The organism is Aerosakkonema sp. BLCC-F183, assembly GCF_041929145.1.
GTDB lineage: Bacteria > Cyanobacteriota > Cyanobacteriia > Cyanobacteriales > Aerosakkonemataceae > Aerosakkonema.
The window spans coordinates 41,069-55,281 of sequence record NZ_JBHFNU010000124.1; the positions used below are offsets into that span (position 1 = coordinate 41,069).

The 14,213-nt window shown below is 43.4% G+C and carries 17 protein-coding genes and 33 tRNA genes; 3 read left to right on the forward strand and 47 right to left on the reverse strand.

Going from position 1 to position 14,213, the window contains the following annotated elements; genetic code table 11:
- Positions 1-88: 88 nt before the first annotated feature.
- The 41 genes from ACE1CD_RS35970 to ACE1CD_RS36170 form a co-directional block, all read right to left on the reverse strand.
- On the reverse strand, positions 89-364 hold the full coding sequence (locus ACE1CD_RS35970) for a BrnA antitoxin family protein (protein ID WP_374791910.1): 276 nt from the start codon (positions 362-364) through the stop codon (positions 89-91).
- Complete coding sequence (locus ACE1CD_RS35975; protein WP_374791908.1) at positions 333-602, reverse strand: BrnT family toxin; 270 nt, start codon at positions 600-602, stop codon at positions 333-335. The genes ACE1CD_RS35970 and ACE1CD_RS35975 overlap by 32 nt, the downstream gene beginning before the upstream one ends.
- Before the next feature lie 346 nt (positions 603-948).
- Entirely contained in the window at positions 949-1,404 is a 456-nt protein-coding gene (locus ACE1CD_RS35980; RefSeq protein ID WP_374791907.1) for a VOC family protein, read from the reverse strand.
- Positions 1,367-1,975 (reverse strand): PIN domain-containing protein, encoded by a 609-nt coding sequence (locus tag ACE1CD_RS35985; RefSeq protein ID WP_374791905.1) that lies wholly within the window; start codon positions 1,973-1,975, stop codon positions 1,367-1,369. Before ACE1CD_RS35985 ends, ACE1CD_RS35980 begins: the two co-directional genes overlap by 38 nt.
- Positions 1,972-2,451, reverse strand: a complete 480-nt coding sequence (locus tag ACE1CD_RS35990; protein WP_374827830.1) for a hypothetical protein — start codon at positions 2,449-2,451, stop codon at positions 1,972-1,974. Before ACE1CD_RS35990 ends, ACE1CD_RS35985 begins: the two co-directional genes overlap by 4 nt.
- A 157-nt stretch (positions 2,452-2,608) precedes the next feature.
- Positions 2,609-2,691: transfer RNA gene (locus ACE1CD_RS35995), tRNA-OTHER, on the reverse strand.
- A 7-nt stretch (positions 2,692-2,698) separates the two neighbouring features.
- Positions 2,699-2,774, reverse strand: a tRNA-His gene (locus ACE1CD_RS36000).
- A 6-nt stretch (positions 2,775-2,780) separates the two neighbouring features.
- Positions 2,781-2,853: transfer RNA gene (locus tag ACE1CD_RS36005), tRNA-Ala, on the reverse strand.
- Between the two features lie 5 nt (positions 2,854-2,858).
- A tRNA-Ala gene (locus ACE1CD_RS36010) sits at positions 2,859-2,935 on the reverse strand.
- Positions 2,936-2,939: 4 nt separating this feature from the next.
- Positions 2,940-3,013 (reverse strand) — tRNA-Ala (locus ACE1CD_RS36015).
- 319 nt (positions 3,014-3,332) lie between these two features.
- A tRNA-Arg gene (locus tag ACE1CD_RS36020) sits at positions 3,333-3,405 on the reverse strand.
- A gap of 6 nt (positions 3,406-3,411) precedes the next feature.
- Positions 3,412-3,485: transfer RNA gene (locus tag ACE1CD_RS36025), tRNA-Arg, on the reverse strand.
- Between the two features lie 5 nt (positions 3,486-3,490).
- Positions 3,491-3,565 (reverse strand) — tRNA-Val (locus tag ACE1CD_RS36030).
- A gap of 8 nt (positions 3,566-3,573) precedes the next feature.
- Positions 3,574-3,646 (reverse strand) — tRNA-Arg (locus ACE1CD_RS36035).
- Between the two features lie 12 nt (positions 3,647-3,658).
- Positions 3,659-3,730 (reverse strand) — tRNA-Gly (locus tag ACE1CD_RS36040).
- Between the two features lie 9 nt (positions 3,731-3,739).
- A tRNA-Ser gene (locus ACE1CD_RS36045) sits at positions 3,740-3,805 on the reverse strand.
- A 31-nt stretch (positions 3,806-3,836) separates the two neighbouring features.
- Entirely contained in the window at positions 3,837-4,748 is a 912-nt protein-coding gene (locus tag ACE1CD_RS36050) for a TIGR02452 family protein (RefSeq protein ID WP_374827832.1), read from the reverse strand.
- Positions 4,722-4,793: transfer RNA gene (locus tag ACE1CD_RS36055), tRNA-Thr, on the reverse strand. Before ACE1CD_RS36055 ends, ACE1CD_RS36050 begins: the two co-directional genes overlap by 27 nt.
- A gap of 4 nt (positions 4,794-4,797) precedes the next feature.
- Positions 4,798-4,875, reverse strand: a tRNA-Met gene (locus tag ACE1CD_RS36060).
- An 11-nt stretch (positions 4,876-4,886) separates the two neighbouring features.
- Positions 4,887-4,960: transfer RNA gene (locus tag ACE1CD_RS36065), tRNA-Leu, on the reverse strand.
- 154 nt (positions 4,961-5,114) lie between these two features.
- A complete protein-coding gene (locus ACE1CD_RS36070; protein WP_374827833.1) occupies positions 5,115-5,366 on the reverse strand; it encodes a hypothetical protein in 252 nt (83 codons plus the stop codon).
- Positions 5,367-5,525: 159 nt separating this feature from the next.
- Positions 5,526-5,597 (reverse strand) — tRNA-Lys (locus ACE1CD_RS36075).
- A gap of 5 nt (positions 5,598-5,602) precedes the next feature.
- Positions 5,603-5,677 (reverse strand) — tRNA-Lys (locus tag ACE1CD_RS36080).
- A 7-nt stretch (positions 5,678-5,684) separates the two neighbouring features.
- Positions 5,685-5,758, reverse strand: a tRNA-Leu gene (locus ACE1CD_RS36085).
- A 21-nt stretch (positions 5,759-5,779) separates the two neighbouring features.
- A tRNA-Leu gene (locus ACE1CD_RS36090) sits at positions 5,780-5,853 on the reverse strand.
- Between the two features lie 4 nt (positions 5,854-5,857).
- Positions 5,858-5,931 (reverse strand) — tRNA-Pro (locus ACE1CD_RS36095).
- Between the two features lie 4 nt (positions 5,932-5,935).
- Positions 5,936-6,009, reverse strand: a tRNA-Leu gene (locus ACE1CD_RS36100).
- 9 nt (positions 6,010-6,018) lie between these two features.
- Positions 6,019-6,098, reverse strand: a tRNA-Leu gene (locus ACE1CD_RS36105).
- A 31-nt stretch (positions 6,099-6,129) separates the two neighbouring features.
- Positions 6,130-6,204, reverse strand: a tRNA-Gln gene (locus ACE1CD_RS36110).
- 13 nt (positions 6,205-6,217) lie between these two features.
- A tRNA-Gln gene (locus ACE1CD_RS36115) sits at positions 6,218-6,290 on the reverse strand.
- A 10-nt stretch (positions 6,291-6,300) separates the two neighbouring features.
- A tRNA-Asn gene (locus ACE1CD_RS36120) sits at positions 6,301-6,375 on the reverse strand.
- Between the two features lie 60 nt (positions 6,376-6,435).
- Positions 6,436-6,508 (reverse strand) — tRNA-Phe (locus tag ACE1CD_RS36125).
- Positions 6,499-6,810, reverse strand: a complete 312-nt coding sequence (locus ACE1CD_RS36130) for a hypothetical protein (protein ID WP_374791898.1) — start codon at positions 6,808-6,810, stop codon at positions 6,499-6,501. Before ACE1CD_RS36130 ends, ACE1CD_RS36125 begins: the two co-directional genes overlap by 10 nt.
- Positions 6,811-7,079: 269 nt before the next feature.
- Positions 7,080-7,166, reverse strand: a tRNA-Ser gene (locus ACE1CD_RS36135).
- A 4-nt stretch (positions 7,167-7,170) separates the two neighbouring features.
- Positions 7,171-7,252 (reverse strand) — tRNA-Tyr (locus ACE1CD_RS36140).
- 3 nt (positions 7,253-7,255) lie between these two features.
- A tRNA-Glu gene (locus ACE1CD_RS36145) sits at positions 7,256-7,328 on the reverse strand.
- Positions 7,329-7,927: 599 nt separating this feature from the next.
- A tRNA-Trp gene (locus ACE1CD_RS36150) sits at positions 7,928-7,999 on the reverse strand.
- A 6-nt stretch (positions 8,000-8,005) separates the two neighbouring features.
- Positions 8,006-8,077: transfer RNA gene (locus ACE1CD_RS36155), tRNA-Met, on the reverse strand.
- Between the two features lie 11 nt (positions 8,078-8,088).
- Positions 8,089-8,161: transfer RNA gene (locus tag ACE1CD_RS36160), tRNA-Cys, on the reverse strand.
- Between the two features lie 3 nt (positions 8,162-8,164).
- Positions 8,165-8,241: transfer RNA gene (locus ACE1CD_RS36165), tRNA-Glu, on the reverse strand.
- 7 nt (positions 8,242-8,248) lie between these two features.
- Positions 8,249-8,321 (reverse strand) — tRNA-Asp (locus ACE1CD_RS36170).
- A gap of 902 nt (positions 8,322-9,223) precedes the next feature.
- On the opposite strand from ACE1CD_RS36170, the gene ACE1CD_RS36175 reads away from it, so the two are divergent.
- Both ACE1CD_RS36175 and ACE1CD_RS36180 read left to right on the forward strand, forming a co-directional pair.
- A complete protein-coding gene (locus ACE1CD_RS36175) occupies positions 9,224-9,418 on the forward strand; it encodes a hypothetical protein (RefSeq protein ID WP_374791896.1) in 195 nt (64 codons plus the stop codon).
- Positions 9,419-9,799: 381 nt separating this feature from the next.
- On the forward strand, positions 9,800-10,000 hold the full coding sequence (locus ACE1CD_RS36180) for a hypothetical protein (RefSeq protein ID WP_374791894.1): 201 nt from the start codon (positions 9,800-9,802) through the stop codon (positions 9,998-10,000).
- A 385-nt stretch (positions 10,001-10,385) separates the two neighbouring features.
- On the opposite strand, the gene ACE1CD_RS36185 is transcribed toward ACE1CD_RS36180, so the two are convergent.
- Both ACE1CD_RS36185 and ACE1CD_RS36190 read right to left on the reverse strand, forming a co-directional pair.
- Positions 10,386-10,871, reverse strand: coding sequence for a hypothetical protein (locus ACE1CD_RS36185; RefSeq protein ID WP_374827834.1), 486 nt, complete (start codon positions 10,869-10,871; stop codon positions 10,386-10,388).
- Positions 10,872-10,904: 33 nt separating this feature from the next.
- Complete coding sequence (locus tag ACE1CD_RS36190) at positions 10,905-11,741, reverse strand: hypothetical protein (protein WP_374827835.1); 837 nt, start codon at positions 11,739-11,741, stop codon at positions 10,905-10,907.
- 105 nt (positions 11,742-11,846) lie between these two features.
- On the opposite strand from ACE1CD_RS36190, the gene ACE1CD_RS36195 reads away from it, so the two are divergent.
- Complete coding sequence (locus tag ACE1CD_RS36195; RefSeq protein WP_374791890.1) at positions 11,847-12,005, forward strand: hypothetical protein; 159 nt, start codon at positions 11,847-11,849, stop codon at positions 12,003-12,005.
- Positions 12,006-12,047: 42 nt separating this feature from the next.
- Here the strand turns inward: ACE1CD_RS36195 and ACE1CD_RS36200 are convergent, their stop codons facing one another.
- The 4 genes from ACE1CD_RS36200 to ACE1CD_RS36215 all read right to left on the reverse strand — a co-directional run bounded on the left by ACE1CD_RS36200 (position 12,048) and on the right by ACE1CD_RS36215 (position 14,114).
- On the reverse strand, positions 12,048-12,458 hold the full coding sequence (locus ACE1CD_RS36200; RefSeq protein ID WP_374827836.1) for a type II toxin-antitoxin system HigA family antitoxin: 411 nt from the start codon (positions 12,456-12,458) through the stop codon (positions 12,048-12,050).
- Positions 12,446-13,114 carry a hypothetical protein gene (locus tag ACE1CD_RS36205; protein WP_374827837.1) on the reverse strand — a complete coding sequence of 223 codons (669 nt, stop codon included), beginning with the start codon at positions 13,112-13,114 and terminating at the stop codon, positions 12,446-12,448. The genes ACE1CD_RS36200 and ACE1CD_RS36205 overlap by 13 nt, the downstream gene beginning before the upstream one ends.
- A 127-nt stretch (positions 13,115-13,241) precedes the next feature.
- Complete coding sequence (locus ACE1CD_RS36210; RefSeq protein ID WP_374827838.1) at positions 13,242-13,631, reverse strand: alr0857 family protein; 390 nt, start codon at positions 13,629-13,631, stop codon at positions 13,242-13,244.
- Between the two features lie 21 nt (positions 13,632-13,652).
- On the reverse strand, positions 13,653-14,114 hold the full coding sequence (locus tag ACE1CD_RS36215) for an HNH endonuclease (RefSeq protein WP_374792018.1): 462 nt from the start codon (positions 14,112-14,114) through the stop codon (positions 13,653-13,655).
- Positions 14,115-14,213 lie beyond the last annotated feature (99 nt).

The window sequence follows — 14,213 nt, forward strand, 5'->3', positions numbered from 1 at the left end:
CTACCTATGAGCTTCGGAATTGATGATTTCTGTTGTCAGGTTATAACCTGACAAGAGATTACGAGGAACTCCTGGAATCGATCGATCGCTAGCGATGGGCTTCCATATAAGCCCTTAACAAAGCATTAATTTGCGTTTGATAGCCCCGCCCTTGAGATTTGAACCATTCCAAAACATCACTATCGATCCGCAAGGTAACTTGAGATTTATTCTTAGCTGATGGTAATCCCCGTCGAACAATTGCTTTTGCAAACATCTCTGGTGTAATTTCTGGACAGTCGGATAAATCTATATCTTCATCAGTCATAGCATCTAGGCGTTGCCAATCAGTTTCAGATTTGCTCGAAATAGGTTCGTTGCTCATATCTGGTTGCTTTTCTAGCGGAAATAATGCGAGTAATATCGTCTCTTTCAGTGTGGACAATAGCAACTACTTGCCCTTGCAACAAGCCAAGGGTAATAAAACGTTGTTCGCCATAGTTAAAGCGATCGTCTTCAACAGTCACGATGTCTCCATCAAAAACTGCCGGAACATCAACAAAGTCAACACCGTGCTTGCGAAGATTAGCAAGTCGCTTGGCTTCATCCCACTCAAATTCCATAACGCTATTGTAACTACAATTTGTAGTTACAGCTACTCCCCGCCAGTTAACAGTTATTTTGATACAAAAATGGAGAGGACGGGACTCAAACCCGCATCGACCGACGGCAACTTTTAGGAAACGCGCTTTCTTACTACCCGTAAGCAGACAGGAACTACCCCCATCTCGGACTATTAATTCCTTTCAGTGCCTCCGCAACCCGTTGCCCGTTTGCTGTTTCAGGGAACGTCGCAAAGCAACTTTTTACCCTACTCGACAAACCCAGTCGTCCTTTTGAGAACCGTTTCCCTAGTTTCTACGGTGCCATTCCAATTTAGGCGACCTCCCCATAATTATATTAATGAAGCTATTGGGGTTGTGTCAGATCTACTCGATGTCCATCTGGATCTGCCACTATTGCACGTCTTCCCCAAGCTGAATTACTAGGATGTGAAATGATTGAAGCACCGTGTTTTTCGAGTTCGCGGATAACTGCATCTACAGAAGTGACTTGAAATCCTAGCGGAGTCGCTGTCGTCGGTACTGTTTCTGGGGTAGATGGATAAATCTCAAACGTAGTACAACCGACCTCACTGGCAAAATGCTCTAAACCACTGCCATGTTGATGCTTGATGAAAGTCAGCCCCAGCCGTTGATAGAAGGCAGCAGATTTTTCAATGTTGTCTGAGCGGATGACAACGAGATTCAATTGAATTTGAGCCATTGCTTCGTGCCTCGCTTCTCGGCTTCCGTGGATAAGGGAAAATCTGGGAACTCGATTGGTATTATGGCTGTAACTGCGATCGTATAAAACCATAACCATCACCAAATTGCGATATCATACGGCAATTGTAATTATTTAGTTCATCAACAATATCAGGATTATTAAAATCTTTGGTGTTCCGGTTAAGAAAACAAGCTACTGAGGGATGATGCTGGCGAAGGTGACCAATAACCGAGGCATAAATAAGAGCATCCTGTGGTTTTAAGTTGTAAGGAGCTTCACACCTTGCCGCTTCCGTAAGCATATCAACACTAAGCGCAATCACTTCTGCACTATTGAGCAGACGATCGCGATACTGCGCGAAGCGTTGGCGTTCCTCCTCATTACTTTGAAGTAGCAAACTTGCAATGTCTTCGATACTAGAAATACGAGCCGTATAGGATGCTGTGCGTCTTAATTGACTGAGTTCTTTCTGAAGCGAGTCCTGAAGCTTTTTACGCTCGTTTGCTTGACGGCTTAATTTTTCGTGAGGTTCAGCAAAACTATATGCTGGTATCACAAGCTTTGCACGTCCGGCTTCGCAAATTTGCAAAATATGTTCGCAACTTTGAAATTGCTCCTGTTGAAAAACTAACTCCAAGACAAAATTAGTTTCAACGTAAATATTCATGCCCCGGCCTCATGCTGTAAACTACCTCCAGCAATAGCAGCATAAAGACCAGAATCAATTAGCCATCGCTGAGATTCATCTGCCCCATTAGGTAGTTCTTGTGAATAAATGATGTTTGTAAACCAAGATGAAAAAATCAATTCAAGGCTTTCCTCGCTTATTTCTCGATCGCTTTTTATCCCAGCTTTTTCAAAATAAGGTTGAAAAATCGGACGTGCATCAATAACATAATTTGGCTCACTTTCATCCAGTCTTGCTTCTTCATCAGCCCACAAATAAAATTTATCGGTAAACACCATCAGGAAATAAGGGACTTTTGGAAAAACTCCATGAGCAAGAATATAGCGACGAAATTTTGCTACCCACTCTGGCGAAGTATGACGCCTACTCTTGATTTCAACTAAAAGTATCAGTTGACCTTCACAGTCATAACCTGTTAAATCCCAGCGAGTAACTCGTTGACTTTGTGTGGGCATAGTTCAAAGCTTTGACTCAATACCACTATTTTGGCGCACAATTTCATTCCTGTACCATAAAGCTATGTACTTATGACCAATCCACCGGGAAGGTACTGCCCCTTCTAAGACACAGTTATCGGCTGTGCGCGTCACTATTTCCGCCTCCGGTGGTTAAAGGAAGATGGAGGGATCGAACCCCCAGGTGTTACCCTGCCCTGCTTTTCAAGAGCAGTTGCCGTCCATTCAGCGGCATCTTCCATTCAGGGGTGTCTGGCCGGACTTGAACCGCGCTAATAACTAGCTTCACAGGCTAGCGTCTCGACCACTTCGACTTCAGACACCATCAGTGGAGTCAAGGAGAATCGAACTCCTAACTTCTTGCGTGCAAGGCAAGCGCTCTGCCAATTGAGCTATGACCCCATTTTTGGTGGATTCTGGTCAGAATCGAACTGACTTCTTTCTACTTGCAAGGTAGACGCTTTACCAATTAAGCTACAGACCCACGATGGATACTGGTCGGAATTGAACCGACATCCTTCTAGCAGCCAGCTAGACGCTTTACCAATTAAGGTACAGACCCATTTTTGGAAAGTGCAAATCGCATCAGGATAGCGTGCAAGCTACCAGAGCATTTTGCGTTTTCTCAGCTACTAGAGGGACTCCGCTGGTGAGTTATTACACACTCTTTAAAGGATGGCTACTTTCAGGCAAACCTCCCAGGTTCTTCGCACTCCCCGTTTGCAAACGCCCACTGCATTAAGGCAGCGTTACTTTTCCTCTCGTACTAAAGTATGTAGGCTCTCGGATGTTAGGTCACGCTGTAAAATGCGATCGCCATTTCTGCAAAAATTAATAAATCAATTTAACTCACCTCTTTTAAACAAAACTAAAGTTTTCAGCGGGAATGGTAGGACTTGAACCTACACAAACGAAGGTAGAAGCTTCGCGCTCTATCCATTGAGCTACATTCCCACAAAGCGAGAGTGGCAGGACTTGAACCTGCAACAACCAGTTTCGTAAACTGATACTCTATCCAGTTGAGTTACACTCTCATAATTGGTAGTCCTGGCAGGATTTGAACCCGCAACCTCTTGCTTGTAAGGCACTTGCTCTACCGTTGAGCTACAGGACTGAGAACAGCGAGAGTAGTAGGACTCGAACCTACAACCTTCAGGGTCGAAACCTGAAACTCTGTCCATTGAGCTATACTCCCAAATTGTTCTCAAGCGGATGACGGGACTCGAACCCATGCGCTGAGACTGGCAGACTCAGATGCTAGCCACTACATCACACCCGCATTTTTGAAAGCGGACAACGAGGATCGAACTCGTGCCTAGAGTTTGGAAGACTCAGATGCTACCGCTACCTCCGCATATTCAAAGTTTCAAACGATCGCATTTATTTTATTCATTAGATCCAAAGCGCTGATAGAATTCTGTAAATATATTTCTTTCTCTTCTAGTATCCAAAACCGAAAAAAGTACACTTTTAAATCTCCCCCAAAATTGACCGTTTGCTAATAATAAATCTGCAAACATTTGAGCGACCATTGCCGAATCGTTTCTGAATACGCCACAACCCCAAGCTCCTAAAACTAAAGCATCGCAATGATGGTAAGCAGCCAAACTTAGCAATTTAGCACCGCGAATATAGAGAACTTCGCGTATTTTTCCCAAATCCTGAGATTGTTTTTTTGCAACTTCACCCGCGTTAGGGGCTGGGCTAGTGATAAAATCTACTAGATACGGTTTTTCTAGTAAAGTTCCGTCATCTTGGCGGAAGATTGGGCAACCGGGTGAATAAATCATGCGATCGGAATACAATAGCGATCGATTTTCGCGATGAAACTCATAGTGTTCGGGACATTTTAACAGGCTTTTGTAAAGTCCAGAACTCCTTGCTAAGCTTTCTTCTTGCGCTTGAGCGCCTCTAGTAAATCCACCGCCGGGGTTTTTGGCAGAAGCAAAATTGAGAACGCCAATTCTTTCAAATTGTTGGGTTTGCGCCATCTGTTCTGCTCCCACCAAAGTTGTCTCGTTTCTGACTGTAAATTCAGTATGAGAGAATAGAGGAGTGCTAGCGAGAACTTCTTTTTGGATTTGTGCGAGACGATCGGGATCGTAGCATTTAGTTTGAGCGATACAGGATACTAATTCTCGCGCAATATTCACCCGTTCGCCATTAGGAGATAGGTAATAACCAGCTTCCATTATTTTGAGAGTATCTTGCGCGATCGCAACTAGCCTCATGTTCTCAAGTCCTCCCAATATCACTTTCTTTACAGTACAAGCAGGAGGCGAGATTTGAACTCGCATAGGCGACTTACAAGGTCGCTGTGTTGCCATTGACACCACACCTGCACTTTGGTGGCGGGGGCAGGAATTGAACCTGTCTGATAGTCAGGTTATGAGCCTGATGAGCCGCCGTTGCTCCATCCCCGCATCGTCACCAAATGCCCCTGACTGGATTTGAACCAGTAACCTCCTCGTTCTAAGCGAGGCACCTCTTCCTGTTGGGCTACAAGGGCAGAAAAAGTGTAAAGGATGAAGGATAAAAGATGAAAAATTTATCGTTTATCCTTCTTTTAAGCTTTGAGAAACCGGGTTTCTAGATGAAAAACTTAGGTATTCAGGTTTAGCTATTTGCAAGAAACCCGGTTTCTGAATCTTGCGAAAATTTTCTTATTTTTGCCTATGAACTGTTACCCGCTTATCGGGATTTTGCTTCTTCACCCAAGCGAGGAATTTCTGCATTTCTGGCGCTTTCCTCAGCTTTTCTAGGGTGTTTAGTTCTTTGGCAAGATACTTGTTATCAAATAAAGCATGAATTTGGCGATGGCAAGCCGAACAAATATCAATAGTTGGGCTTGTTTCTACTTTCTGGCGTTTAGTGCTTTGTCTGGGAATGAGGTGATGGGCGGTTAAACGTTCCATCTCTCTTTCGCAGAGTTCACAGGGCAGTGTTTGTTTTGACACAACTTTGAAAGTCATCGTTTCGCAGAGTTCGGGATTGCGATCGCATCTTAGACATTTTCACTTTCTCCTTCTAATTATGACAAATCAACCAGATTGAATTCCAGTCGCAGAATTCAATGGGCGCTACAGGAGTTGAACCTGTGTCGTCCTGATTAAAAGTCAGGTGCATAACCGTTCTGCCAAACGCCCTTATTTGGTGGGTCGCCCAGGGGTTGAACCTGGATAAGTCTGCTTAAGAGGCAGTTGCATATCCGCTCTGCCAACGACCCAAGTAGGTACTCCCGACAGGATTTGAACCTGTAAAATCTGGCTTCTCGAACCAGCACGTATGCCAATTCCGTCACGGGAGCATAAATTGGCTGTTAGCCAAGTACCCCTGACAGGACTCGAACCTGCAAAACACTCGTTCTGAACGAGCGACGGTTTCCAGTTACGTCACAGGGGTAAAATCGGGGTGGCAGGATTTGAACCTACGACATTCTGCTCCCAAAGCAGACGCGCTACCAAGCTGCGCTACACCCCGTTGATGCTCCTGACTGGATTTGAACCAGCAACGCGCAAGGTTTAAGCTTGCTGCCTCTTCCGGTTGGGCTACAGGAGCGAGTTTTCATGCTCCCGGTGGGATTTGAACCCACACGGTATAACAACTACTTTTGAGGTAGCGGCCTCTTCCAGTTGGGCTACAGGAGCAAAAATCGATCGTCTGCCGTGAAGGATAGAACTGGGAAGGCAGGAATCGAACCTGCGAGAGCCTGATCCAAAATCAAGTGGCTTTGCCAACGTCGCCTACTTCCCAATGATGTAAGTAGCTGCCGGGGCAGGGCTTGAACCTGCAATCTCATGGGTCAGGGCCATGCGACTTTGCCTTTCGTCTACCCGGCAATAAAATAAATGGCTGCCTCAGTAGGACTTGAACCTACAACCGCGCGGTTAACAGCCGCTCGCTCTGCCATTGAGCTATGAGGCAATGCCAGCCCCCCAGGTCAGTATCGAACTGACGACCTCTTATTCTTAGAAGCTGAGGGAATGGGAAGAGTAGGAATTGAACCTACGTCTCTTGCTCTTCAAGCAAGCGCTAGAACCAACTCAGCTATCCTCCCAAAAGACGACCTTTGTATTTGGCAGCTTGATCAATAAGTACTTGATCGTGTTTACTGTGTTCAATTCGATGACAGCAAGCACATAACAATTCACATTTTTCTAGCTCTCGCTGTATCACTTCCCAACTTTTGTTGGCAACATTACCGATTTGAAACTCTTTAGTATCAGGGTCTATGTGATGAAATTCATACCCCGGTAATGCTCCCTGCCAACCACACCTTTGACACTTACCTCCTAGAAGCTTGACTGCTGCATTTTTGGTGATGTAGCGTCTTACCTTCGTCCTGCAACCACCACACATTTTTGTTCTCTTACCAGTAGTAGATTTACAGCATATTGGACAATTTTGTTCAATTGGAGGACGCTTATTGAGTACTAGCTTTCTCGTATTTCGGCTTCCAAACGGTGAACATTCCAGACAATACTTTCGCCGTTGGAAATTACGTTTTTTCCCATCAATCATTAGCTTGACTGGAAACTTAGCTCCACAGTACTCACATATTGGCATATAGTTAGGTAGTTTAGTATTACAAGAATATTGTAGTACCAACTGAGCTACCGGGGGATAAACGGAGAGGGAGGGATTTGAACCCTCGGCGGCTGTTATACCGCTCTTTCTTAGCAGGAAAGCGCCTTAAGCCACTCGGCCACCTCTCCACAATGGGTCGGGCAGGAATTGAACCTGCAACGCTTTAAGCTACTGTTTTACAGACAGTTACCTACGCCAATAGGTGAGCCAACCCAGATAGCCCCAACGGGATTTGAACCCGTGTTGTCCGATCGAAAGCCGGATGTCCTTGGCCGCTAGACGATGGGGCCAAACGAAAAATCTACTTCGTGCAAGTTTGAGCAGCTTTTATTAGCCCCCAAGTTGGCGGAGGCTGTAGGACTCGAACCTACTTAACTGATGGTTGGAAGATCAGTTTTACCAGTTTTTGACGTTCTCACCGCCCTAAAAGTGCGGTGATTCTAAAAATCACTTTTTAGGTTTTCTCTTTCACCGATAAACCTTAAAATCAACTATCCATTACTGGCAATGCTTAAACCAATTAACCGTTCGACAGAACCAATTAACGAGTCTAACTTAGCTGACCCCAGAGGGCTGTATCTCCAGAGACTTACTAGGATACTCCGCCTAGCGTTATCGTGCGCCCCACGATACGTTTACGGACAAAAATATTTTGTTTTCTGGTTGGTGCTACTTTGTTGATAACGCTAGCTTTGCTTAGACTCGTTTTCGCCACCGAGTTGTCTTTATTGTTTCCCGACCTATCGTGTTTCACTCAAAAATTGAGTCGTCCTGTATCGGCGGATACTCTACCTGAGACAACACAATTATACCAAAAAGTCGTCCTAGAAGGGCGAGGCTTTCAACCTAAATTTTCGGTAAGCTTCTCGTGTTGGGGCACGCAGTAGAACGCAGAGACTAGGATTTGAACCCAGACCAAAGGCTTTGGAGACCCTTGTGCTGCCTGTTACACCATCCCTGCATTTAGTAGCAGCGGCGGGACTTGAACCCGCATTAACCAAGGTATGAACTTGGGACTTTGCCATTAAGCTACGCTGCTATCTGACGCCAAGGTCAGAGTGGGATTTGAACCCACGCTAGTCGGTTTTGCAGACCGACGCCTTACCAACTTGGCGACCTGACCATTTGGTAGTCCCGACGAGATTCAAACTCGCAATCTTCTGCTTGAGGGGCAGACGGCTTAATCAATTCGCCTACGGGACTGTTTCAGCGAGGCTGACGGGTTTCGATCCCGCGACCTTCGGTTTGACAAACCGATGCTCTCCCAACTAAGCTACAGCCTCATAAAATGGGTGAATTATTTAGTTTTCAAGGTTCGGTTTGGCTTGGGGTGAGGCTTTTGGCTCTCTTTCCCTCGCCATACATTTATACTACATAACGTACTACAGAAGTGTCAAGGGTTTGGCAAAAAATTTTTTTTGAGGGGGTTACAGGAGGATTTCAGCGGCAGTATTTGTTGGCTGTAATCGTTGCATAGCAATAGTTACAGCCAAAAAAGCGGCGGAAGTCGCCTTTTGTCACACATATATATGTAGTGGAGTATGGCAGCACTACAAGGGCGTGAAGGGATCGCACCACCAACATCTGCCTTTGCTTGTGTAGGGGAGGCGGACGATCGCGCTATGAGGTGGGGATGAATAAGCGATCGCACTACCTACCGACCACAAACTGGCACATCCAATAGTGCCGATCGTACTGAGAAGGCGATCGAAAATATGTTGATATTACCGATCCGGTTGTCAAAATAGAATTCCTAATCCAGTAGAAATCCTCTTTTAATTAACAGTAAATTTTTTTACCATTATTGTATGGCAAATCTTAAAAGAAGATAAATTCTGAGCCTGAAATCTTAAGAGCTTGTTCGGAAAGCTTATTAGAAAATTTAATAGGGTGAGGGCTGGAAATTCTAATAGTTTTTGAAGGCGATTGCTTGAAATATGGTGTTTTGGCAATCAAAAAGCATTAAATTTGCTCAATTTATTTTCTTAATGAGTGTAACAACGTACTTTTGTGGTAAAATTTGCCCCATTGCTGTCTGAAAATTAACAGGAGCTTAAAACAAGGGAAATCTTTGATGTATCGCCTTGTTTGAAAGACAGAGAGTCTTTTCGAGATTTTACTCCCAAAGTAAGAAAAATTCCTTACTTGTGGCAATTCTAGGATGGAAGAGTTTGGAGGACGAACAGTGAGCTACTACGATTTTGACGATCATTTTTGGTCACCGAAGGAAGTTTGCGGTCAGCAACCGCCGAAAAGAACGCAAAAACGAATTTGGGGTATTTGGAAGCTGACAGGAATTGGTGGCGGTGGGGTTTTGCCTAAGTACGGGTCGATTTCGGCAGATCTGAAAGAGAGTCTCGATCGCACGCCTCAAGCTTAAAGTAAATCTACTCAGCATAAACTTCTGCTGGTCATTATAAAAGTAGCAAGACTCTCAATTTAAGGGTTATGCAAGTGTTCCTCGCCCGCTCAATGTTAAAATTGGGCGGGTTTCTTACTGTAGACAAAGCATAGGCTGATTTATTTCGCCTAACTACTGCGAGATATTTTTATTCAATCGAATATTCTTGCTTGCGATCATTGGCTCACATCGTACCAGAAGTGCGAAGATTTATTTTCCATAAGGAAATCTTTAAATTATCTTAAAAAAGGATCTACCTGGAGATAGATTATTTTTTAATCCATAAGGTAGATATTGATATAAATAAAAATCACTCAGCTTGTTAGTGAAACCTTTTTTGAGATTTCATAGGAGTAGACCTTGTTTAACAAAGAAGTTTTTTTACGCGCTGAAATAGATAGGCTTGAGGCTGAGGTTCTTTGGCTGAAATTGCAGTTGGCGGATCTCAAAGATGAGGTAGCCCAGCTAAAGGCTAACCAAGAAGATCGAAGGTTGGAAGATTTAAAACCGAGTAAAGCAATTGCAAACCAAATTAGAAAAAGCGAAAAAATTTCTGGCTAATTGCCAGCAGGTGAGCTGCTTTGATGTGGATTGATGGTTGCGATCGCCATATTATCTATCGTGTAGGGATTCGCTCTCAAGTCCCTCAGTGTAAGGCGTTCTGGGTAACCGAGATCTGCCAGGTGTTTTCCAGAAAGTAAAAATGTAACAAATCTTTGTAGCAGACTACTATACAATTAAACGTCGATCGTGCATAAGTGCTGTCCTGTGAGACATATATAAGTTTATGGTGATGCTACTTCTTCTATCCCGCCCAATCCTAAAACTGGGCGGGTTTTTTTTTTGGAAGAGCGATCGACTGTTCCGCCACACCAGCTGTCGGATGTAGCGGATCGAAGCTTGGCATACCGTGCTTACCCGGAATAACTCCCACCTTCAAATAAGCTTAAGCCTGAAGTCTATTTTTAGCCCAAGGGACAGACTCTTCTTTCTCAGCTACACGACTGAAATAATCCCCTTGGTAATCAAAGAGATATAATAGCACAAGTTCTAAATACCAAAGGCCAAGTTTCCAAGCTTCATATCTTGATTGCTGAGAATCAGAAATTTTTTTACGTTCTTTTGGGTCGCCAGAGTGAACTATTATATTACGTATATTTGTTAAAACTTTTGGTCCCTCAACTTTATTCAGTTTTTTTGAGAATTCGTTCAACTGGTATAAGCTTTTAGGTATTCTATTGCAGATACCGCATTCTTGCAATAATTCATTTAGCTTTTCAGCAGCTTTCAGGCCATCTTTACCAGGAGCAAATTTATCTGCCATAAATCTTTTTTTATCTTCTACTAGAAGAACCCTTGAAAGCAGTTCAAAAGCAGCTTGTTGTAGAACGATTGAACCTTCTATACCCCCTGCTTGAGCATTACTTTCCATGTACCAGTAAATCGCTAACCTTATCGGCTCGTTCTAGGTAGGATTATTCCATCGACGCCAGAAGCCGAGAAAAGCTCTATTAATATTTTCACCATTTGCATAATCAGGAAACCACGATTCCACACTCCGCCAAGGTGATACTTTAGGAAAATTCCATTTTTCCCAAACCTTTTCGTCTTTTATCTTATGACCAACTTGCAGGAGTGGAGCAATCCAGAAGCCTCTGGAAAATGATAAGAAGTAAGATAAGGCTTCCAAAAAATTATTAGCATCATCTGACGTAAAAGCTGATTTATCGGAACGTTCCAGCTTTCCTACATGGGTTATAGCATAGCCTCCTTGAGATTCAAGAGATCTGATGATGTCGTTTGGAAGGGTGTCGATAGTGACAGTCCATCCATCTGCTTCTATATGTAATCTGCCTCTGTATCTATCCTTTACTCCTGAGATTTTTGCTGATATACATCTTCCAACAAAGCGGTGAAAATTAGTCAAATGAAAGATAACATAAGATAAATCTTGTCCGTTACCTAATATAATTCCTTTTTTGGGTATGCCAGAAAACCGAGAATTAAGAATATCTTCAGACAAAATAGAAACTTTTGTCAAAGTGCGATCTGATAATTTTAAATTCGCTTGTTCTAGCTCTAATTGTAATTGGTATTCATGATAGGGTAAAAAATCAAATTTTACCTTGGGAGAAGGAAGCCATTCAAAATATACGCTACCGTTACCTTTAATCACCGTTGTTTGTTGAGTAACTTCTAACTCGCCTTGATATAGCTGAATAGGTTGGTTGGGCTGCTCAGTTAGGTAAATTGGCCTAAGTGCCAATGGGTATGATTCAGAACGCGCATTTATAGATTCCATTTTGATATTCAACTTAGATGGTGACGAAATACTTTATGACATACTAATATGTGGAGTCATTATCGGGAAACTTTACCGTAAATTAAATAAAAAAGGGCGGGCAAGATGCCCCCCCCACAAGATATTTTATTCACTCACGCAAGAGGAGGCGATTTGCGATTATTGCCACAATTTGAACAGGAAGAAATCCGCGCGATCGCTCATTGTTACTGCAAAAATATCTTCTCTCATTCCATCTGGGTATTTTTCGCCAGCACCTATTAAACATTTACTGGTGATACACGATAAACGTTCGCACAACTTATCTTACAGAAACAATGCCGCTGATACGTGAAAAAATTCTCCTAGTGCTTTAGCTTGATTCTTACTAATACTTCTTTTGCCATTAATCACCTCTGAAACGATGCCCTTAGAACCAAAAACTTCTACCAAATCCTTTTGTTTTAGCTCTCTAGCTAGCATCAATTCATTCAATATTTCCTGGGGGGTTGCCGCTTTTAGTTGATAGTGCTTATTTTCATATTGTTCGATAAGGGTTACTAGCAAATCAAACACTTCCGCTTGTTCATCTGTGAGCTCTTCACCTAAATCCATGAGTTTTTCTACCTCTTTTACGAGGCGTTTATGCTCATCTTCTGTATGAAGAACTCTTGGCAAAGGTTCAGCTAGTATTTTTATGTATTCTTCTGTATTCGGTGTGTTAGTTATTCGTTCCATTTTTCTTGACTATTTGCAGAAGATATGGATAACTGCTCTTTCAGCTTCATAAGTTCACCATCAATATCAAGTTCTAATTCCATTATTTCAGATTTGCTTTCCACAGAAGAATCAATTACTTGAACTGCTTGGCAACGATTTTGGTTCAGAATTTGCTTTACTTGTTCTAAAGCTGCTGCATTTAATTCAATCATTTGAGCAATAGATGTTTGCTGGTGAAATAATTGAGATCTCATATTTTCTAAATCACGTTCTAGCTTACGTATTCGAGTTTCTAAATCAAGGTCAGATACCTTAGTTATAGGTTGAGAAATGTGGGTTAGATTAATATCTTTTTCTTCTGACGAAGAGCTAACACTATTAGTAAGCGTATTATTGAATGTATTGTTATGAGCCTTAAATTTACTTCTGAGGTTAGCAACTCTCTCTTTTTGTTCATCTAACATTGCTTTCAAATTACTAGCCTTTTTAGTCAATACCTCTTTATAAAACTGTATTTCCTTAAGGGCTGATTCATCAGTTCCTAGCTTTAAAGTACGTTGATATAGGCTTTCCCATTTATCTGCTTCAGCTTGTGCTTTTTTATAATCTCGTTCAGCAATAGTAAGGGCGTGGATATTTGCAGCAAGGGGCGATCGCAATTCACTAGCGTCCATAGCTCAGTATGATTTGTGCTACTAGGTCATCTTACTAAATTATTCCATATTCTGATTATCGATCGATCGGCTACCAACCGAAAGCAACAAAAAAGGGCAGGCAAGATGCCCACCCCACAATTCAATTTTATTCACTCACGCAAGAGGCGGCGATTTGCGATTCTTGCCAGAGTTTGAACAAGAAGAACTCAGTTCGATCGCTCAAGGTGACCACGAACACGCCTTCATCTTTATCCGTACCTGCCGAAACCCAATTGCCGCGCAAACCGATTTCGACATATTCTGCATCGCAAGCACAGACAGAGATGATTTCGGAGTCTTCGCGCTGCGCCTCGATTTCCAAACGATCGACTCCGGGTAAATCGGCAGGCAGCAGAAACGAAGCTGTGCTAGGTTCGACGCAAATATGCCAACCAGCTCGCAGGGACAGAATCACTCGTGCCGTGACCCAATCTTCGAGGAATTGAGCCAGACGCTCTAATTGAAAGCCATTTTCGGTGTAAGTGAGTTTCAGCATGGTGTTGTCGGGTATCTCCCGCTATTCCAGATTTTGTTGCTGTTGTTCGCGCCAGAACTGTTCGGCAAAAGTGACAACTGGGTGCATCGGTGCTTTCGGTTGGGTACGGAGTGGCATTCCAGCTTGTACCGGAGTGCGATCGCCCTTACGAGCATTACACCGATCGCAGGCAGTAACTACGTTATCCCAGGTGTGTTTTCCGCCTTTTGACCGGGGAATTACGTGATCTAAGGTCAGGTTTTTGGTGCTACCGCAGTATTGGCAGGTATAGTGGTCGCGCCGCAGAACTTCTCGCCGGTTCACCGGGGGAACCTTCCAGAGACGTTCGTTACCGGCTAAGGTCAGACGGATTTGTTTTGGCACGTCGAACACCACAGAAGGCGATCGCACTTGCCAAAAGTTATCCTTTACAAGGTGATCGAGCGGTTCCGCCTTACCTGTTACCAGCAAGACAATTGCTCGCTTAATATTGACTCGACTCATCGGCAGGTAGTTCTTAGAGAACACGACTACCGACTGCGTTAGTACGTCTGTTGGGTTACGCCTATGAGGTTGCGATGCTGTGGTCACGACTTCACTCCT